This window comes from Hylemonella sp. GW821-FHT10B10 (assembly GCF_059415585.1).
The window spans coordinates 1,306,833-1,324,658 of the sequence record NZ_JBWKNN010000001.1 but is presented as its reverse complement, the minus strand read 5'-3'; the positions used below and the strand labels follow the sequence as shown (position 1 = coordinate 1,324,658).

General features: G+C 68.6%; 18 protein-coding genes. 3 read left to right on the top strand and 15 right to left on the bottom strand.

What is annotated here, in order from left to right:
• Window positions 1–30: 30 nt before the first annotated feature.
• The gene (locus tag AC07NT_RS06465) at window positions 31–1,218 is read right to left on the bottom strand and encodes an aminotransferase-like domain-containing protein (protein ID WP_498597263.1); all 1,188 of its coding nucleotides are present in this window, start codon (window positions 1,216–1,218) and stop codon (window positions 31–33) included.
• A 63-nt stretch (window positions 1,219–1,281) separates the two neighbouring features.
• Window positions 1,282–3,027, bottom strand: a complete 1,746-nt coding sequence (locus AC07NT_RS06460; RefSeq protein ID WP_498597264.1) for an alkaline phosphatase family protein — start codon at window positions 3,025–3,027, stop codon at window positions 1,282–1,284.
• A gap of 170 nt (window positions 3,028–3,197) precedes the next feature.
• On the opposite strand from AC07NT_RS06460, the gene AC07NT_RS06455 reads away from it, so the two are divergent.
• From AC07NT_RS06455 to AC07NT_RS06445, 3 genes are all read left to right on the top strand, one after another.
• Entirely contained in the window at window positions 3,198–4,004 is an 807-nt protein-coding gene (locus AC07NT_RS06455) for an HDOD domain-containing protein (RefSeq protein WP_498597265.1), read from the top strand.
• Between the two features lie 17 nt (window positions 4,005–4,021).
• Entirely contained in the window at window positions 4,022–4,660 is a 639-nt protein-coding gene (gene nth, locus AC07NT_RS06450; protein ID WP_498597266.1) for an endonuclease III, read from the top strand.
• An 84-nt stretch (window positions 4,661–4,744) separates the two neighbouring features.
• Window positions 4,745–5,881: a GGDEF domain-containing protein gene (locus tag AC07NT_RS06445; RefSeq protein WP_498597267.1), complete on the top strand. Its 1,137-nt coding sequence runs from the start codon at window positions 4,745–4,747 to the stop codon at window positions 5,879–5,881.
• Window positions 5,882–5,905: 24 nt separating this feature from the next.
• Here the strand turns inward: AC07NT_RS06445 and AC07NT_RS06440 are convergent, their stop codons facing one another.
• From AC07NT_RS06440 to AC07NT_RS06380, 13 genes are read right to left on the bottom strand one after another with little or no spacing between them, the layout of a single operon-like run.
• Window positions 5,906–6,451 (bottom strand): histidine phosphatase family protein, encoded by a 546-nt coding sequence (locus AC07NT_RS06440; protein ID WP_498597268.1) that lies wholly within the window; start codon window positions 6,449–6,451, stop codon window positions 5,906–5,908.
• The gene (locus AC07NT_RS06435; protein WP_498597269.1) at window positions 6,448–7,254 is read right to left on the bottom strand and encodes an adenosylcobinamide-GDP ribazoletransferase; all 807 of its coding nucleotides are present in this window, start codon (window positions 7,252–7,254) and stop codon (window positions 6,448–6,450) included. Before AC07NT_RS06435 ends, AC07NT_RS06440 begins: the two co-directional genes overlap by 4 nt.
• 15 nt (window positions 7,255–7,269) lie before the next feature.
• Window positions 7,270–8,307 (bottom strand): nicotinate-nucleotide--dimethylbenzimidazole phosphoribosyltransferase, encoded by a 1,038-nt coding sequence (cobT, locus tag AC07NT_RS06430; RefSeq protein ID WP_498597270.1) that lies wholly within the window; start codon window positions 8,305–8,307, stop codon window positions 7,270–7,272.
• Between the two features lie 4 nt (window positions 8,308–8,311).
• Window positions 8,312–9,772 carry a cobyric acid synthase gene (locus AC07NT_RS06425; protein WP_498597271.1) on the bottom strand — a complete coding sequence of 487 codons (1,461 nt, stop codon included), beginning with the start codon at window positions 9,770–9,772 and terminating at the stop codon, window positions 8,312–8,314.
• Window positions 9,769–10,776 carry an aminotransferase class I/II-fold pyridoxal phosphate-dependent enzyme gene (locus AC07NT_RS06420; RefSeq protein ID WP_498597272.1) on the bottom strand — a complete coding sequence of 336 codons (1,008 nt, stop codon included), beginning with the start codon at window positions 10,774–10,776 and terminating at the stop codon, window positions 9,769–9,771. The genes AC07NT_RS06425 and AC07NT_RS06420 overlap by 4 nt, the downstream gene beginning before the upstream one ends.
• On the bottom strand, window positions 10,773–11,729 hold the full coding sequence (gene cbiB / locus AC07NT_RS06415) for an adenosylcobinamide-phosphate synthase CbiB (RefSeq protein ID WP_498598492.1): 957 nt from the start codon (window positions 11,727–11,729) through the stop codon (window positions 10,773–10,775). Before cbiB ends, AC07NT_RS06420 begins: the two co-directional genes overlap by 4 nt.
• Before the next feature lie 46 nt (window positions 11,730–11,775).
• Entirely contained in the window at window positions 11,776–12,345 is a 570-nt protein-coding gene (gene cobO / locus AC07NT_RS06410; protein WP_498597273.1) for a cob(I)yrinic acid a,c-diamide adenosyltransferase, read from the bottom strand.
• Window positions 12,346–12,359: 14 nt separating this feature from the next.
• Complete coding sequence (locus AC07NT_RS06405; RefSeq protein WP_498597274.1) at window positions 12,360–13,151, bottom strand: ABC transporter ATP-binding protein; 792 nt, start codon at window positions 13,149–13,151, stop codon at window positions 12,360–12,362.
• On the bottom strand, window positions 13,148–14,227 hold the full coding sequence (locus AC07NT_RS06400) for a FecCD family ABC transporter permease (RefSeq protein ID WP_498597275.1): 1,080 nt from the start codon (window positions 14,225–14,227) through the stop codon (window positions 13,148–13,150). Before AC07NT_RS06400 ends, AC07NT_RS06405 begins: the two co-directional genes overlap by 4 nt.
• On the bottom strand, window positions 14,224–15,096 hold the full coding sequence (locus AC07NT_RS06395; RefSeq protein ID WP_498597276.1) for an ABC transporter substrate-binding protein: 873 nt from the start codon (window positions 15,094–15,096) through the stop codon (window positions 14,224–14,226). Before AC07NT_RS06395 ends, AC07NT_RS06400 begins: the two co-directional genes overlap by 4 nt.
• The gene (gene cobU, locus AC07NT_RS06390) at window positions 15,093–15,659 is read right to left on the bottom strand and encodes a bifunctional adenosylcobinamide kinase/adenosylcobinamide-phosphate guanylyltransferase (RefSeq protein WP_498597277.1); all 567 of its coding nucleotides are present in this window, start codon (window positions 15,657–15,659) and stop codon (window positions 15,093–15,095) included. The genes AC07NT_RS06395 and cobU overlap by 4 nt, the downstream gene beginning before the upstream one ends.
• The gene (locus AC07NT_RS06385) at window positions 15,652–16,464 is read right to left on the bottom strand and encodes an ABC transporter substrate-binding protein (protein ID WP_498597278.1); all 813 of its coding nucleotides are present in this window, start codon (window positions 16,462–16,464) and stop codon (window positions 15,652–15,654) included. Before AC07NT_RS06385 ends, cobU begins: the two co-directional genes overlap by 8 nt.
• Window positions 16,461–17,822, bottom strand: coding sequence for a cobyrinic acid a,c-diamide synthase CobB (locus tag AC07NT_RS06380; protein WP_498597279.1), 1,362 nt, complete (start codon window positions 17,820–17,822; stop codon window positions 16,461–16,463). The genes AC07NT_RS06385 and AC07NT_RS06380 overlap by 4 nt, the downstream gene beginning before the upstream one ends.
• Window positions 17,823–17,826 lie beyond the last annotated feature (4 nt).

Below are 17,826 nucleotides of genomic sequence, written 5' to 3'. Positions count from 1 at the left end.
TGCAGGATTGAAAACGGTGAACGGTCAGGACTAGACGGCTGAGCCCAAGCGTCCCACACCTTCGACGATCTTGTCTACCCCTACCGTCGCGAAACTCAGGCGCAGGGTGGAAACATCGGGGTTGGTTGCGTAAAACGGCGCGCCCGGCACAAAGGCCACGCCCTTTTCAATAGCGCGTTTGGCCAGTTCACCAGCGTCCTTGAGCTTGCCGTTCGCGCCTGTGAGGCGGGCCCAGAAGAACAGGCCGCCACCGGGTTGCGTGAACTGAATGGCGTCGCCGAGTTCACGCTTGAGGCTCTCGCCCATGGTCTTGGCGCGCTCGGCGTAGACCTCGCGCACACGGGCCAGGGTGGCGGGCATGCGGCCGGCCTTGAGGTATTGCGCGGCCGTGGCCTGGGCAAAGGTGCTGGTGTGCGCGTCGCTGAACTGCTTGCACATGGTGGCCTTGGCCAGCAACTCGGCCGGGGCGATCATCCAGCCCACGCGCAGACCGGGGCTGAGCACCTTGCTCAGGGATCCGCAATGGATCAGCCAGTCGCGGCTGCCGTTGACCTGGGCGCTCAGGGCCAGCATGCTGGGCGGCGGGGCCTTGCCGAAATAGAGGTCACCGTAGGGATCGTCCTCGATCACCACTGTTTTCGTTTTCACGGCCAGCTCCAGGATGCGCTTGCGGCGCTCCAGGCTCAGGGTGGCGCCGCTGGGGTTGCCGAAGGTGGGGATGAGGTAGACGAACTTGGGCTTGTGCTCGGCGATCAGTTGCTCCAGCTTGTCGGCCTGAACACCGTCCGCGTCGATGGGCGCACCGATGACGTTGGCGCCGTAGAGGCGGAAGCACTGGATGGTGGCCAGGAAAGTGGGCGCCTCGACGATGACCTTGTCACCGGGGTTGATCAGGGTCTTGCCGATCAGGTCCAGCGCCTGCTGGCTGCCGGTGGTGACGATGAGGCCGTCGGGGTTGACCTGCACACCCTTGCTGCCCATGAAGGCGGCCAGCTGTTCACGCAGGGGGTTGTAGCCCTCGGTGGCGCCGTATTGCAAGGCCCCACCCGGCTCTTCGCTCAGCGCCTTCTGCGAGGCTTCGCGGATGCCGTCCACGTCGAACATGGCGCTGTCGGGGAAACCCCCGGCAAAGGAGATGATGCCGGGCTTGCCCAGCAGCTTGAAGAGTTCGCGGATGGCGGAGGTTTCGACGTTGTTGAGGCGGTCGGCGAATTGCATGAGGCGAGGGAGTGGCGGAGAAAACCCCTATTCTCCGTCAAAGCCCTGCCCCGGCCCGACGCCCTACTTCGTCGGCAGCGGCAGGAGCTTGCCTTCGGAGGCCGCGGGCACGGCCACGCCCAGCCAACCCGCCACCGTGGGGGCGATGTCCACCACCTCCACCCGCGTCTCCACCTTGCCCGGTTTCACCCAGCGCGGGCCCCAGGCCAGGATGGGCACGTTGGTGTCATAGGGGTAAGGCGAGCCGTGCGTGGCGATGCTGCTGCTGGAGCCGAACATCCAGTAGGGTTTGACGACGTACTGCACGTCACCCGAGACATCGGCGTGCCAGGCGCGCTGCGCGGCCGTGAAGAAGGGACCGTCGATGCGGCTGCCCGAGGCCAGCTCGCCGCGCGTGTAGGCCACGGCGATGCCGGGTTCTTCCAGCAGCAGGTCGCGTGCCGCCTCGGCCACCTCGTCGGGGTCCGCGCGGTGCTGGGCGATGAGCTGCTTGTTGAGCAGCAGGGCCGAACCCGAGTAGCTCACCCACTTGCCCGCGCCGAACTCCTGCTCCAACTCGCTGTTGACGCGGGCCAGCAGCTGGCCGCCGTTGATGCGGCCCGAGCGCAGGCCCTGCTGCGCCGTGAACTCGGGCGCGGGCATGAAGCCGTGGTCGGCCGTGAGCGTGGCGATGTAGTTGTCCTTGCCCACCGTGGCGTCCAGGTGCTTGAAGAAGTCCTGCAGCATGCGGTCGAGCTGCAGCAGGTGGTCGTGCGAGAAACGCGACTCGGCGCTGAAGCGGTGGTTGACGTAGTCGTGCCCCGAGAGGCTGATGGCAAGGATGTCGGGCACGTTGTCCTGGCCCAGGCCCTCGCCGGCGATGGCGGCGCGCGCGAAGTCCAGGGTGAGCTGGTCGGCATAGGGGCTGCGCAGCAGCTGGTTGTAATAGGCCGAGTTCGGGGCCTCGTCGGTCGGCGCGCCCATCACCATGGGCAGCGCGGCGGCCTTCTGGCCATACCAGGGCTGGCGGTCGGGAATGGAGCGCGCGTAGGCCTCCTCGGCCAGCACGGGCTTCCACTCCTTCTTGAACCAGCGGTCGGCCGGCTTGGCGGCGTTGAAGGTCGTCACCCAGGCCGGGTGCTGCGGCATATAGAAGGTGCTGCTGGCGAAATAGCCCGTCTGCGTCATGTACATGTAGGCGGTGCCGGTCTGGCCCGCGGGCAGGATGGCGCCGCGGTCCTTGCCCGAAATGCCGATGACCTTGGCGCGCGGGTCCGCACGCCGCAGCACGTCGCCCACGGTTTCCACCTTGAGGTTCTTGGGGCTGGTGCCGTCCAGGGGCTGGGTCTTGTGGCCGATGTAGGTGGCCGTTATGTCACCGGTGCAGTACTCGGGCGCGCCGGTCATGGCGTCGCGCCATTCATTGGCGATGATGCCCGTGCGGTGCGGGTAGGCCCCGGTGAGCACGGTGGCGTGGCCGGCCGCCGTGACGGTGAAGGCGTGGCCGTAATGCGCATCGGAAAACCAGGCACCGCGGTCGAGGAAACGCGCCAGGCCATCGGGGGCCAGCTGGTCGCGGTAGGACAGCACCTGGCGCTGCGGCAGGCCGTCCACCACCAGGAAGACCAACAGGCGCGGCCGGTTGTTGAAGCTCGTTGCTGCGGGCGCGGCCGGCGGCACGGCGGCCGGGCTGGCCACGACCGGGGCCGGCGCGGGCGTGGCGGCCACCGGGGCCCCCGCCTCAGGCAGGCCCTGGCAAGCCGCCAGCAGGGCCATCAACAGGCCGGCCAGGCACAGGTGCAGGACGCGCGGTGGGACACGAAGCTTCATGGTCGGGCGTGATGTTGGACAGCGAGGCGAGGATCATCCCATGAAATCCGCAGCCTGCGCAGAACGGTGCCCCGGACCTGATGGACAATGCTGTAACCGGAGATTTCCGCCCTTGCTGCCGGCCCGAGCTGCCGTCACACTGGCCCCACCCGCGACCCGAGGATGCCCCCATGTCCGATCTTTCCGAATTCTTCCAGTCCGTCAAGCTGCCGGTGATGCCGGAGGTGGCGCACGCGCTGATTCGCACCCTGCACGACGAGGACGTGTCCATCAGCCAGGTGCGCGACCTGATCGCCAAGGACCCGGTGCTCACGGCCAAGGTACTGCGCAGCGCCAACAGCGCCGCCATGGGCATGCGCCGCGAGATCGGCACGCTGGATGCGGCCATCTCCATGGTGGGCCTGTCCCAGGTGCGCACGCTGGCGCTGACCGCCTGCATGAACGTGGCCTTCCCCGTGGTGCCCGGCCTGGACCGCACCGAGTTCTGGCGCAACAGCATGGCCTGTGCCGGTTATGCCCAGTGGCTGGCCGGCGGCATCGGCCTGGACGCACAGCAGTCCTGGCTGACCGGCATGATGCTGCGCCTGGGCGAGCTGCTGATCGTGCAGGCCAAACCCGCCACCCTGGCCGAGCTGGAACGCCAGCCGCAGATCCCCGGCGACCGCTGGTTGCGCGAGCAGCAGTTGCTGGGTTTCACCGAGGCCCAGGTCACGGCCGAGCTGGCACACCGCTGGCATTTCCCGCCGGCCATCGTGCGCGGGCTCAACACGGCGTCGGCCCCGCTGGCCTCGCCGCCGCTGTCGCAGCTCGGTGGTGTGGTGCACCTGGCCAGCCGCCTGGCCGACATGGCCTTCAGCGACCCCGACATCGTGGACGCGTTGCCCAAGGAGGTGGTCGCCGCGCTGGACCTGAACCTGGACTGGATGCGCAAGAAGCTGCCCGAACGCGAGAGCTTCTTCGATATTTCTTCGCTCTGAGACGCTGCCTTTCGTACATGACCCCCGCCGCCATCGAATCTTTCTTCGCCACCCTCCAGGCCGCCAACCCGCAACCCGTCACCGAACTCGAATACACCACGGTCTTCGAACTGCTGACCGCGGTGCTGCTCTCGGCCCAGGCCACCGACGTGGGCGTGAACAAGGCCACACGCAGGCTCTTCCCCGTGGCCCACACGCCGCAGCAGATCCTGGACCTGGGCCTGGAAGGGCTGGAGGGCTACATCAAGACCATCGGCCTGTACCGCAGCAAGGCCAAACACCTGATGGAGACCTGCCGCATCCTGGTGGAACGCCATGGCGGCCAGGTGCCGCGCAGCCGCGAGGCGCTGGAAGCCCTGCCCGGCGTGGGCCGCAAGACCGCCAACGTGGTGCTCAACAGCGCTTTCGGCGAGCCGACCATGGCGGTCGACACGCACATCTTCCGCGTGGGCAACCGCACCGGCCTGGCGCCGGGCAAGAACCCCTATGAAGTGGAGATCAAGCTGCTCAAGCGGGTGCCCGAAAAGTACATGATCGACGCGCACCACTGGCTGATCCTGCACGGTCGCTACGTCTGCCAGGCGCGCAAGCCGCTGTGCTGGCAGTGCAGCGTGTCGGCCTACTGCGACTTCAAGCCGAAGACAGCGGCGCACTGAGCTGCCCCTGGCCCATCGGACCCGCTCGTCAGGGCCCATTCAGGGTGATCGACGACAATGAGACGTCCCTGAATCCCTTCGCGCATGCCATCCCTAGACCCCAGAACACTCATTTTCATCACCGGTTTCATGAGTGGCCTGATGGCGCTGGTCATGTACATGCTCAAGCGCAACTACCCGCCCTCGATCAAGGGCCTGGGTGAATGGGCGGCCGCGCTGCTGGCCATGTTTCTCGGTGGCCTGCTGGTCTGGGGCAAGGGCGTGCTGCCCGATCTGCTCTCGGTCTCCGTCTCCACCCTGCTGCTCTGGTCCGGCCTCTACGTGGCTTATGCGGGCACCCAGCGCTTTCTGGGTATCGTCCCGCGCCCCAGGCGCTGGATGCTGCTGATCGCAGCCGTGCTGCTGGTGCAGATCTGGTTCAACCTGGTGCAACCGGAGTACCGTGCGCGCATCGCCCTGTCCGCGGCCATGGTGGCCCTGCTGACGGGCGTGCATGCCTGGCTGCTGGCGCAGCAGCGCCCTTATACGTACTCGAAGGTCATGGCCATCACCGTGCTGACGGTGCTCACGGCCATCCAGCTTCTGCGCCTGCTGACCGCCCACCAACTGCCGGCCGGCGCCGACTTTTTCGATGCGGGGCTGATCCAGCAGATCTACTTCAACAGCTTTGCGATCTCCATGCTGCTGTATTCCATCAGCGCCGTGCTCATGGCCACCGACCGGCTGCGCACCGAGCTGGAGGAACTGGCTGCGCACGACTCGCTGACTGGCGCCTACACCCGCCGCCACATGAACGAGGCCTGCCTGCAGGAGCTGGAGCGCTGTCGCCGCCACGGCCATGTGATGTCCCTGCTGCTCATGGACCTGGACCACTTCAAGGCCATCAACGACAGCTACGGCCACCAGTGCGGCGACCGGGCGCTGATGGAGTTTGCGAGCCAGGTCAAGACGCTGCTGCGCCGTTCGGACCAGCTGGGGCGTTTTGGTGGCGAGGAGTTCGTGCTGCTGCTGCCCGAGACCCCGCTCGATGTCGCCCTGACGGTGGCCGAACGCATCCGGGCCATGATCGACCAGTCCACCCGCGAGCCGCACTACACCGTCTCCATCGGCGTGACGACCAACCAGCTGGCCCACGACAACCTGGACACCCTGCTGGCCCGGGCCGACTCGGCCCTGTACCGGGCCAAGGCCCAGGGCCGCAACCGGGTCACCGCCGCCTGAGTTGGCCCGGACCGCAGGGCTGGCTCAGAGCGTCAGCTCCTGCCACTCCCCCCAGCCCGCCACGTCCCGGGGCCACAAAGGCGCCTGATCCAGTGTGGTCAGGCCCTGGTCCAGCAGGGCCATGGCGCGCAGCACACCCGCATGCGTGACCCAGGCGGCATCCTGCCCCCCTGCCTGCGCCTCGGCACGCACGGCGGCCACGCGTTGCAGCAGTTCGTTGACGCTTTCGCGGCCGCCGAAACGCGCCTCGCCGAAGTTCGAAGTCCAGTCATCGAAGGCCGCGCGCGGGATGTCGTCCCAGCGCACGCCTTCCCAGCAACCAAAGTCCATCTCGGCCAGGCGCGCATCGAGGCGCAATGTCAGATCAGGTCGCAAGGCCAGCAGCGCCTGCGCGAGCTGGGTACAGCGCTGCAAAGGTGAACTCAACAAGGTGAGGCCAGCCGGCAGCAGCGGCGCGACCAACGCGGCGCAATCCCGGGTGGCCGCGGCATCAGCCGGCATGTCACTGGCGCCGTAGCAGACGCCAGGCTCAACCAGCGGCTGCGCATGGCGCAGCAACCAGAGCTTCATGCGCGCAGTGCCAGGGCCAGGCCGAAATAGGCAGCCACCTCGCAGACCTGCTGCGTGGCGCCCAGGCAGTCGCCGGTGTAACCCTGCAAGCGGCGCACGAAGAGCCGCCACATCCAGACCCAGGCCAGCAGCGCCGCGATACCGCCTCCGATCCACAGCCGCGCATCAGGCAACCACCACAGGGCCAGGGCCACGCCCGCCGCGGTCCAGAGCGCCGCCACCAGCAGGCCGGCGGCGCCGATCTGGTCGGCCAGGGGTTTGGACTTGGAGCGCGCCGTGTCGCCCACATGGGGCAATAGACGGATGAGCCACAGCGGCAGGAAGCGCGAAACCACATGCGCAAAAAACAGCGCCCCGCAGGCCAGGGCTGGATCGGCCTCGCCCAGCATCGCCAGCAGCGCCACCTTGGCCAGCAGGGCCAGCACCAGGGCCAGCGCACCGTAGGCGCCGACACGCGAGTCCTTCATGATGTCCAGCGCGCGTTCGCGCTCGGCGGCACCGCCCAGGCCATCGGCCACGTCGGCCAGGCCGTCTTCGTGAAAAGCGCCGGTTAGCAGCACCGTGAACACCGTGGTCAGCACGGCCAGCACCAGCGGCGCATAACTCGCGTCGGGCAGCAGGCGCAGCAGCCCCGCGTAGAGCAGCGCGGCCAACCCGCCCACGAGCCAGCCCACACCAGGGAAATGCGCAGCAGACTTGCGCAACATCTCGGGGCTGTAGCCCACCCACGCGGCCAGACGGCCCGTGACAGGCACGCGCGTGAAGAACTGCAGGGCGAGGAGGTAGTGACGGATGGGGTTCATGCGCAGAGGATACGACTAAGTCTTTTCAGACACACCGGCCGACTCAAAACTGGCCATCTCGCGCAGCATGGTGCAGGCCGAGACCAGCAGGGGCCAGGCCAGGGCCGCGCCCGAGCCCTCGCCCAGGCGCAGGCCCAGGTCCAGCAGGGGCCGGGCCTGCAGCTGCGCGAGCATCAGCGCATGGCCGCGCTCGCCCGAGCGGTGCGCGTAGACGCAGCGCTGCAGCACCCGCGGCGCCAGGCGGCTGGCGACCAGCACCGCCGAACTGGCGATGAAGCCGTCGACCACGATGACACGCCGCTCGGCCGCGGCCTGCAGCACGGCGCCGACCAGCGTGGCGATCTCGAAACCGCCGAAGGCGGCCAGCGCGGCCAGCGGCTCGCTGGCGTCCGGATGGCGCAGCAACACCTCGCGCAGCACCGTGGTCTTGCGCGCCACGGCGGCATCGTCCAGGCCCGTGCCGGCGCCCGTGCAGTCGGCGATGTCCAGGTTCGCCAGGCGCGCGAGCAGCAGCGAAGCGGCGGAGGTGTTGCCTATGCCCATCTCGCCGAGCAGCAGCGCATTGCCCGGCAGGTCCTGGACGATCTGCGCACCGTTGGCCAGGGCCTGGGCGCGTTGCGTGGCCGTCATGGCCGGGCCCGTGGACGCGTCGGCGGTGCCAGGCGCCACCTTGTAGTTCAGCAGGCCGGGACGCGACGCGAAATCGTGGCGCACACCGCAATCGGCCACACTCAGCGCGATGCCGTGCTGGCGCGCCAGCACGCTGACACAGGCGCCTCCGGCCAGGAAGTTCTCCACCATCTGCCAGGTCACGTCGCTCGGGTAGGCCGAGACACCGCGCGCGGCCAGACCGTGGTCACCCGCGCAGACCAGCATCTGCGGGAACTTCAACTCGGGCGTTTCGCTGCCCAGGATCAAGCCAAGCTGCAATGCCAGCGTTTCGAGCTGGCCCAGCGAGCCCAGGGGTTTGGTCTTCTGGTCGATCTTGTGCTGCAGGCGTTGGGCCAGCGCGGTGTCGTGCAGGTCGGGAATGTTGGGCAGGGTGAAGTTCATACGTTCAATCAGCAGTCAGCGCGTCCAGCACGCCGGGTTCGAAATGTTCATCGATGAAGTCGGCCATGCGTTCAAAAACTGCTTCCAGCGTGGGCACCTGGGCGCCGAAGAGCGCGTGCAGCGCGGCCGGGTCTTCGAACAGACCGTGCAGGTAGAGGCCCAGCACATTGCCGGCTCCGTTCTGCCAGGCCAGGCCGGGAATGGGGACCCGCGCCACATCACCCGCAGCCGCCATGGCCGGATGTTGCGCCGTCTGGCCATGGTGGATCTCGTAACCCGACACGGCCACGCCCGAGAGCGCGGCCCAGGGGCCCGTCACGGCGCCAAAGGCGGCGCGTGTGCGCTGCACGGTCTTGGCCGGCTCGAAAGCCGTCACCAGGGGCAGCAGGCCCAGGCCTGGCGCGTTGCCGTCGATACCGTGCGTGTCGATCAGGGCCTCGCCCAGCATCTGCAGGCCGCCGCAGATGCCCAGCACCGCCCTGCCCTGCGCAGCGTGTGCGGCAATGGCGCGGTCCAGGCCCTGTTCCCTGAGCCAGGCCAGGTCACCGCTGGTGTACTTGGAGCCGGGCAGGATGATCCAGTCCGCGCCCTGCAGCTCGGCCGGGTTGCGCACCCAGCGCAGCTGCACGCCAGGCACATTCTTGAGCGGCTGGAATTCGTCGAGGTTGCTGATGCGCGGATAGGCCACGACGGCGATACGCGTATGGATCTCGCCGTTGCCGGTATGGCGGTCGTCGAAGACACCATCTTCTTCCGGCAGGCCGTGCTGCCACCACATGGGCAGCGTGGCCACGGTGGGCACGCCGGTGAGGTCCTGCAGCTGTTGCGGGCCGGGGGCAAGCAAGCTGGCGTCGCCGCGGAATTTGTTGAGCACGAAGCCGCGGATCAGCCTGCGATCGGCCTCGGGCAGCAAGGCCCAGGTGCCGTAGAGGTGGGCAAAGGCACCGCCGCGGTCGATGTCGGTGACCAGCAGGCAGCGCGCCCCAGTGTGCCGCGCCACGCGCAGGTTCACGATGTCGCTGCCCATGAGGTTGATCTCGGCCGGAGAACCGGCGCCCTCGATCACCACCACGTCGTTTTCGGCCATCAGCGCATCGAGCGCGCGCGCCACGGCGGGCCAGACCTTCTCGCTGCGGCCACGCCAGTCCATGCGCGTGAGGGCCTCGTCCACCTGGCCCAGCAGCACGACCTGGCTGTGCGTGTCGCGCTCGGGCTTGAGCAGCAGGGGGTTCATGCGCACCTCGGGCTCGGCCCTGGCGGCCAGGGCCTGGAAATACTGGGCGCTGCCGATCTCTCCGCCGCCCCCGGCACCGGCCACCACGCGTGCGTTGTTGCTCATGTTCTGCGCCTTGAAGGGCGCCACCTTCAGGCCCATGCGCGCGTAGTGGCGGCACAGGGCCGTGGTCAGCCAGCTCTTGCCCGCGCCGCTGGTCGTGCCCAGCACCATGACGGCCTTGGCTCTCATGCTTGTATTTTCCTGTCGTGGGTGATGCGCAACCAGGCCTCGCGCAAGGCGTCCTGCGCCGCGGGGGGCAAGACACTCAAGCGCGCCCAGCCCGGCAGACCGAAGGACGCGGCATCACGCAACTTGATGCCCTGCGCACGCAGCTGCAACAGGGCCTGGGCGAGCGCTTCGCCCTGCAAGGCGGGCCGCGCACAGAAGTAATTGGCCAGACTGGGTGTGCAAGTCCAGCCCAGAGATTCACACAAGGCGATCTGCCGCGCCTTCCAGCTGCGCAGCGTCTCCAGGCTGTAGCGCAACCAGGTTTGTGTATCGGCTTGAACCCAGACCTTCAGCAGCGCCACACCCTGTGCGCCCAGCGGCCAGGAGGGACACAGGGCTTCAAGTTGCGCCACGGCCTTGTGTGCGCCCAGCGGGGCGATCACGTAGGCGGCGCGTACGCCGGTCAGGCCCAGGGCCTTGTTGGGTGTCCAGAGTTGCCACACGCGCATGAGCTGTTCCTGCGTCAGCGTGGGCGTGCCCTCCAGGCGCAGGGGTTCGTAGGCACGGTCGAGCACACAGACCGATGCAGCCTGCACCAGCGCGGCCAGGCCGTCCTGCGCCCTGCCCTGCGGGCTGGAAGGTTCACAGGCCCAGGCCAGGCCAGCCTGCTGCGCATATTCCACCCGCTGCAGGCCCCAGGCCTGCGCGGCTGCGACGTAGTCGCCATAGTGTTGCGGCGGCAGCCAGACGCTGCGTGTGCCCTGCTGCGCCGCCCAGGCGCTGATGCGGTGGATGAATTCGCTGGCGCTGGCCGCCAGCAGCACCCGCTCGGGAGCCACGCCGTGCCAGGCCGCGAGTTGCGCGCGCAGGTCGGTGTAGGCCGGATCGGGGTAACGCGTGACATCGGCCGAACGCACCGCGGCCAGCGCCGACGGACAGGGGCCGCAACCATGGCTGTTGCTGGAGAAATCGTGCAAGGGCACGCCCAGCGCATCGGGGCCGCCATGCAGTCGTGGGGCGTTCATGCGTGGGCCTCCGCCAGCGCATAGCCCATGCCCAGCAGCGTGGCCCAGGCCAACACGAGCAGCAGCCACAGCACCTGCTCGCCCAGCAGGGCCGCACGCGCCGTGTCTTCGGCCTGCGCCGCGCGGCCGCTTTCGTGCAATACGTAGACGCCGGGCTTGCGCAGCTGCACCCCTAGGGCCAGGGCCATCGCCGCCATGGGCCAGCCGCTGTTGGGCGACGGCGTGCGCCGCGCCTGCTGGCGCAGTGCGCGCAAGGACGGACCACCGCTGTGCACCAGCATCAGCAGCACGGCCGTCAGCCGCGCGGGCAACCAGGACAAAACATCGTCCGCACGCGCGGCCCATTTGCCAGCCCAGGACCAGTCGCGCCCCTGGTAGACACCGCGGTAGCCCCACATGGCATCGGCGGTGTTGGCAAACCGGTAGAGCGCCGCACCGGGCAGGCCCAGCAGCAGGAACCAGAAGATGGGGGCCACCACCGAATCGTTGAGGTTTTCGGCCAGGGACTCGATGGCGCTTTCGCGCACCTCCTCGGCGCTGAGGTTGGTGACATCGCGGCTGACCAGCCAGGACAGGCGCTCACGCCCGGCCTCCAGCGACTTGCCCAGGGCCTGCTCCACGGCCAGTACCTCCCGGCGTAGCATGGACCAGGCCAGCAGCGGCTTGAGCAGCACGCCCAGCAACAGCGCCGTCACCAGCCCATGCCAGTCCAGTGCCCAGGCCTGCAGCAGGGACGCGGCCATGAAGACCACGATGGCGCCCACGCCCCAGGCCAAGGCCCCGAGCCGGAAACGCGACCAGTCGGCATCGCGACCCACCCATTCGCGTTGCGGCGCGATGCGCGCACCGATCCAGCCCAGGTAACGCCCCATCCAAACCACCGGGTGCCACCATGCCGGGGGCTCGCCCAGGTAGCGGTCCACCAGCAAGGCCAGCCACAGGGCGCTGGCCATCAGCAGCAGGACGCCGGGTGCGAGGGGTTCGGGCCAGTGCAGCACGTCAGTCCTCGATGCCACGCTGCGCGGGGATGCCCGCGTTGAAAGCGTGTTTGATCTTGCCCATCTCGGTCACGGTGTCGGCCAGTTCGATGATTTCGGGCGGGCAGCGCCGACCGGTCAGCACCACGTGCACTTCCTTCGGCCTGTCGCGCAAGGTCGCCAGCACATCGTCCAGCGGCAGCCAGCCGTAGATCAGCGGGTAGGTGATCTCGTCGAGGATGACGAGGAACAGCTCGCCGCCGAGGATGCTGGCCTTGGCGCGCTCCCAGCCGTCGCGCGCGAGCTGGGCCGAATGTTCCAGGTCCTGGCTCTTCCAGCTGAAACCGTCGCCCAGCCCTTCGATCGGGATCCCGAGCTGCTCGAACATGCGGTGTTCACCAAAGCGCGCGGACGGCACCTTCATGAACTGGTAGATCTTCACGGCCTTGCCGCGGCCGTGCGCCCGCAGGGCCAGACCGAAGGCGGCCGTGCTCTTGCCCTTGCCGTCGCCGGTGTTGACGATGACCAGGCCGCGGCGTTCGCCTTCGGGCTTCTCATAGGGTTTCACGCTGGGTGGGGTTTCAATCTGCATGATGTTCGGCCTGCTTAAATTTTGGGCAAAGAGATCCATTGCTCTGCAATGCGCTGGACGTGGATGCGGTCATCGAACACCGCTTCGAGCGCACGATGGGTGGCGGCATCGCCGCAGGCCCCGTGGTAGCTGATGCGCCCCTGTGCCATCACCACGAGCTCATCGGCCTGCAGGGACAGCGACAGCTCGTGCAGCACGCTGACCACGGTCTTGCCCTGGCGCACCAGTTCGCGCACCAGCAGCAGCCAGTCCACCTGGTGCGGCGGGTCCAGGTTGGCCAGGGGTTCGTCCATCAGCAGCACCTGGGCCTGCACGGCCAGCGCGCGCGCCAGCAGCACCCGCTGGCGTTCGCCGCCCGAGAGCTGGCCCAGCGGCCGCTCGCGCCAGTCCCAGGCCTGGGTAGCGCGCAGGGCCTGTTCAACGGCCGCGTGGTCGGCCGCGCTCGGTGGCGCCAGCCAGGGCTGGTGCGGCAGGCGGCCCAGCATGGCCACGTCCCACACCAGCAGGTCATCGGCCGAGCTTTCGTTCTGCCCCAGCCAGGCCAGCTGGCGGGCCCGCTGGCGGTCCGGCAAGGCCAACAGGGGCTGGCCCAGCAGGGTGACGCTGCCCTGGTGCGAGAGCACGCCGGCCAGGCACTTGAGCAGGGTGGACTTGCCCGCGCCATTGGGGCCGACGATGCTGGTCCATTGCCCCGCAGCGATGTCCAGCGACACGCCATGCAGCACGGTCTTGCGGCCGGGACCGTGCCCCAGCTGGACACCGATGGCCTCGGCGCGCAGCGCGATGGAAGTCGTTGCCGCGCTCATGCCCGGCTCCCGGTCTGCGCCGTGCCACGGTGCATCAGCCACAGCAGATAACCACCACCCAGCACCGCCGTGAGCACACCCACGGGCAGTTCCTGCGGGGCGATCAGCCAGCGGGCCAGGGTGTCGGCGGCCATCAGCAGCACACCGCCCACCAGGCTGGACAGCAGCATGAGGCGAGCGTGCGTGGTCTTGATGATGGAGCGCACCAGATGCGGTGCTGCCAGGCCCACAAAGGCAATCAGGCCGGTCTGCGCCACCGCGGTACCCGTGGCGAGGGCCAGCACGGCCACCAGCGCGGCCCGCATGGGGGCCACGGGCAGGCCCAGGCTGATGGCCGTGGCGTCGCCCAGGCTCAGGCCGTCGAGCACACGCGCCAGCAACCAGGCCGCCAACACGCACAGGCACCACACGACGGCCATCAGCACACAGGAGGTCCAGCCGACAAAGGCGGTCGAACCCAGCATGAAAGCCTGCATGGCCTGCAGCGAATCGGGCGAGAACAGCAGCAGCAGATGTGTCATGGCCCCCAGCACCACGCCCACGACCACACCGGCCAGCAGCAGGCGCAGCGTGTGGCCCACGCCGCGCGAGAGCACCAGGGTCAACAGCACGGCCAGCACCGCCCCCAAAAAGGCCGCGCCCGTCAGGCCCAGGCGCACCCAGACGCTGCTCGAAAACACACTGACCGCGACACCGCTGTTCATCATGTTGCCGCCGCCGAGCATGCCGGCCCCGCCACCCAGGGCAGCCAGCGCCAGCGCCACCCCCAGGGAGGCGCCGGAGGCACTGCCCAGCAGGTAGGGGTCGGCCAGGGGGTTGCGGAACAGGCCCTGCGCCACAGCACCCGCCAGGCCCAGCAAGGCGCCTGCGGCCCAGGCGCCCAGGGTGCGCGGCAGGCGGATGTCCCAGACGATCTGCTGTGCCATGGCGGTCTGCTCCGGGTTCACAGCGGGATGCAGCAAGGGGCTCAGCAGGTTTTCGACGCCGGTGCTGCCCACGCAGATGCCCAGCGCGGCCAGGGCCCCGGCGGCGACCACGCCGCCCAGGACCAGCCAGAGGACGCGGGGCTGCTTCAAGGCTTGGCTCCTGCGACCCGGGGCGCCTTGTTTTCCAGGCAGCGGGCCATGATGCGCGCCGCTTCGGCCATGCGGGGACCGGGGCGCACCAGCACGTTGGCGTCTTCCGTGGGGAAGATGCACACGCGCTGTTCACGCAGCGCGCGGATGTTCTGCCAGCCGGGCCGCGTCATCAGGCCGTCAGCGCTGCGTTGCCCGATCATGATGAGGTCGGGGTTGGCCCGCACGATGTATTCGGGGTTGAGCTTGGGGAAAGGACCGAGTTTGGCAGGCACGATGTTCTGCACACCCAGGCGGGCCAGGGTCTCGCCGATGAAGGACGATTCACTCGCGGCATAGGGCCCCGGGTTCACCTCGAAATAGACCTTCACGCCCCGGGCGCTGGCCGGCAGCGACTGGGCCGCGGCCGACACGCCGGCGTCGATGGCACGCCAGATCCGGGCGGTATCGGGCACCTCGAGCAACTGGCCCAGCTTGAACATCACGCGTTGCACATCTGCGTGGCTCTTGGGTTCCAGCGCCATCACCTTGAGGCCCAGGGCCTCCAGCCGTTCGCCCGCGCGGGAGGACTTGGCGATCAGCACCACGTCGGGCCGCAGGGCCACGACCATCTCGATGTTCGGGTCCAAGCCACCGCCGACCTGGGGCAGTTTCTGCAGACTGGCCGGGAAGTTGGAATAACGGTCCACACCGACGATGCGATGGCACTGGCCCAGCTCGCAGACGGTCTCACTGAGCGAAGGCAGCAGGCTGACGATGCGCTGCGGCGACTGCGCCAGCGTGATGGACACGCCGCGGTCGTCGGTGATCTGCAGGGCCAGCACCGGCCCCGCGCAGACCAGCAGGCAGAGGGCCGTAAGGCGTTTCATGCTTGTCCTTTCAGGGTCAGCGGCAGGCCGGCGGCCATGAAGGTCACGCGCGCGCAGACCTGAGCAATGGCCTGGTTCAGGCGACCGAGTTCATCGACAAAAGCACGCACCTCGCGCCCCATGGGGATCACGCCCAGGCCGATCTCGTTGCCCACCAGCACTACGGGGCCGGCCGCCTGATCCAGGGCTTGCAGCAAGGCAGGCAACGGTGGCGCACCACCCTCACCTTCCGCCGGCATGAGCCAGTTGGTTAGCCACAGGGTCAGGCAGTCCACCACGAGCAGGGTTTCGGCGCGGCTGTGGGTGGCGAGGGTTTCGGCCAGGTGCAGCGGCTCCTCCACCGTGGCCAGACCCGGCACACGCAGGGCACGGTCGCGTTGGTGCTGCGCGATGCGCGCGCGCATCTCATCGTCGTGACCCTGTCCGGTGGCGATGAGTGTGGCCCGGTGCTGTGGCGCTTGCGCGAGCCAGGCCTGCGCAAGTGTCTCGGCACGGCGCGACTTGCCGCTGCGCTGGCCACCGAGGATGAGTTCGCTGCGGGCGATCGTCAAGGACTCAAGCATGGGCTTTGCTCCAGTCGCTGATGAGGCGGTGCAGTTGCGCCACGCCATCGGTGAGCGCGGCCGGTCCGGGCTGCAGGATGTCGGCTGATTTGATCTCGAAGAGCTGCCGGTTTTTCACGGCGGGCACGTCCTGCCAGCCGGCGCGCGCCGCCACTTTCTCGGGGCGGAATTTCTTGCCGCACCAGGAGCCGATGATGAGATCGGGCGCACGGCGCACGATCTCCGTGCCGTCGGCAATGATGCGTTGCTTGCCCATGGCCTGTTGGGCCAGTTCGGGAAAGCAGTCCTCACCGCCGGCAATACCGATGAGCTCGGACACCCAGCGGATGGCACTGATGTGGGGCTCGTCCCATTCCTCGAAATACACGCGGGGACGGCGCGGCAGCGCCGCCGCCGCCTGCCGGATGCTGTCCAGCCCGGTCTGCATCTGCGCCATCAGGGCCAGGCCGCGTTCGGCCGCGCCCACCATGGCCGCCACCTGGTACATCATGGAAAAGATCTCGGCTACGCTGCGCTGGTTGAAGACCGTGACGGGGATGCCCTTGCGGATCAGCTCGGTGGCGATGCCGGCCTGCAGGTCGGAGAAACCGAAGACGCAATCCGGCCGCAGGGCGACGATCTGGTCGATCTTCGCGCTCAGGAAGGCGCTGATCTTCGGTTTTTCCTCGCGCGCTCGGCGCGGCCGCACGGTGTAACCCGAGATGCCGACGATGCGCCGCTCCTCGCCCAGCAGGTAGAGCCACTCCGTGGTCTCCTCGGTCAGGCAGACGATGCGCTGGGGGCCCAGCGTGGCGGTGGACATCATGCGAAATGTTCCTGCGGCACGGCCTGCAGGCCCTGGCTGAAGAGGCGCGCCACCAGCGCAGGATTGGACGGAAACCAGGCGTGAAAGTAACTCGCGCCCATCGGCCCCTGCAGGTAGAGGGCTTCGCCCTCGCCTGCGGACATCTCCTGTCCCGGCCGCGTGGTGCGGGTGTGGGGCACCAATGGGGTGTCACAGGTGGAATAGTGGAAGGTATGGCCGCGCAGTTGTTCGCCGTCGACCTGCAAGGCCTGCGGCCCCAGGGCGGCCAGCCGCTTCTGCATGGTGACCGTGCCGGGCAGCAGGCCCCACAGGGGGTGGCGTTTGCCCTCCCCGTCGACCAGCTGATCGAACAGAACCATCATGCCGCCGCATTCGGCCCACAGGGGCTTGCGCTGCAGCATGTGGGTGCGCAGGCTTTCACGCAGCGCACAGTTGGCGCCCAGGCGTGCGGCGTACAGCTCGGGATAACCACCGGGCAGCCAGACGGCGTCGCAAGCGGGCAAGGCCGCGTCGGCCAAGGGCGAAAAATAGGCGATGCGCGCACCCAGCTGCTGCAGGCACTCGATGTTGGCGGCGTAGATGAAGCAGAAGGCGGCATCGCTGGCCACCGCCACCGTCTTGCCGCGCAAGGGCATGGGGACCTGGGCAGGCCAGGCGGCCGGTGCCGGGAAGTCCACGGCCCAGGCCTGCAGTTCGGCGCCGGTCATGCGGCCCAGGGGTGTGTCGGCCAGGGCGTCGGCCGCGGCGTCCAGCCGCTGCTGCGCATCGCTGAGCTCGGTGGCGGCGACCAGGCCCAGATGGCGTTCAGGCAGGGTCAGGGCCGGGTTGCGCAACAAGGCGCCCAGCCAGTGCTGTGGCTCGCGCAGGCCCTGGCACAGCATGTCGGCATGGCGCGCGCTGCCCACCCGGTTGGCCAGCACACCGGCCCAGCGCAGGCCAGCGCGGTAATGCTGCAGGCCGTAGGCCAGCGCGCCAAAGGTACCGGCCATGGCCGAGGCGTCGATCACCGCCAGCACGGGCAGGTCGAAGTGCTGGGCGAGGTCGGCCGCGCTGGGCTGGCCGTCGTACAGGCCCATGACCCCCTCGACGATGATGAGGTCGGCCTCCTGCGCCGCCTGCGCCAGGCGTGCGCGGCAATCGGCCTCGCCCGTCATCCACAGGTCCAGCTGGTGCACGGGGGCCCCGCTGGCCAGGGTGTGCCAGAAGGGATCGAGAAAATCCGGGCCGCACTTGAACACGCGCACACGCCGCCCCTGGCGGCTGTGCAGGCGGGCCAGCGCCGCGGTGACCGTGGTCTTGCCCTGGCCCGAGGCCGGAGCGGCAACCAGGATGGCGGGACAGCGCACGGTGTCGGACATGGCG

Bases quoted from the DNA above. Each gene is read 5' to 3' on its own strand.
- AC07NT_RS06465 (WP_498597263.1), bottom strand. From the start codon at position 1,218: ATGCAATTCGCCGACCGCCTCAACAACGTCGAAACCTCCGCCATCCGC.
- AC07NT_RS06460 (WP_498597264.1), bottom strand. From the start codon at position 3,027: ATGAAGCTTCGTGTCCCACCGCGCGTCCTGCACCTGTGCCTGGCCGGC.
- AC07NT_RS06455 (WP_498597265.1), top strand. From the start codon at position 3,198: ATGTCCGATCTTTCCGAATTCTTCCAGTCCGTCAAGCTGCCGGTGATG.
- nth (WP_498597266.1), top strand. From the start codon at position 4,022: ATGACCCCCGCCGCCATCGAATCTTTCTTCGCCACCCTCCAGGCCGCC.
- AC07NT_RS06445 (WP_498597267.1), top strand. From the start codon at position 4,745: ATGCCATCCCTAGACCCCAGAACACTCATTTTCATCACCGGTTTCATG.
- AC07NT_RS06440 (WP_498597268.1), bottom strand. From the start codon at position 6,451: ATGAAGCTCTGGTTGCTGCGCCATGCGCAGCCGCTGGTTGAGCCTGGC.
- AC07NT_RS06435 (WP_498597269.1), bottom strand. From the start codon at position 7,254: ATGAACCCCATCCGTCACTACCTCCTCGCCCTGCAGTTCTTCACGCGC.
- cobT (WP_498597270.1), bottom strand. From the start codon at position 8,307: ATGAACTTCACCCTGCCCAACATTCCCGACCTGCACGACACCGCGCTG.
- AC07NT_RS06425 (WP_498597271.1), bottom strand. From the start codon at position 9,772: ATGAGAGCCAAGGCCGTCATGGTGCTGGGCACGACCAGCGGCGCGGGC.
- AC07NT_RS06420 (WP_498597272.1), bottom strand. From the start codon at position 10,776: ATGAACGCCCCACGACTGCATGGCGGCCCCGATGCGCTGGGCGTGCCC.
- cbiB (WP_498598492.1), bottom strand. From the start codon at position 11,729: ATGGCCAGCGCCCTGTGGCTGGCCTTGCTGGTGGACCGCTACCTGGGC.
- cobO (WP_498597273.1), bottom strand. From the start codon at position 12,345: ATGCAGATTGAAACCCCACCCAGCGTGAAACCCTATGAGAAGCCCGAA.
- AC07NT_RS06405 (WP_498597274.1), bottom strand. From the start codon at position 13,151: ATGAGCGCGGCAACGACTTCCATCGCGCTGCGCGCCGAGGCCATCGGT.
- AC07NT_RS06395 (WP_498597276.1), bottom strand. From the start codon at position 15,096: ATGAAACGCCTTACGGCCCTCTGCCTGCTGGTCTGCGCGGGGCCGGTG.
- cobU (WP_498597277.1), bottom strand. From the start codon at position 15,659: ATGCTTGAGTCCTTGACGATCGCCCGCAGCGAACTCATCCTCGGTGGC.
- AC07NT_RS06385 (WP_498597278.1), bottom strand. From the start codon at position 16,464: ATGATGTCCACCGCCACGCTGGGCCCCCAGCGCATCGTCTGCCTGACC.
- AC07NT_RS06380 (WP_498597279.1), bottom strand. From the start codon at position 17,822: ATGTCCGACACCGTGCGCTGTCCCGCCATCCTGGTTGCCGCTCCGGCC.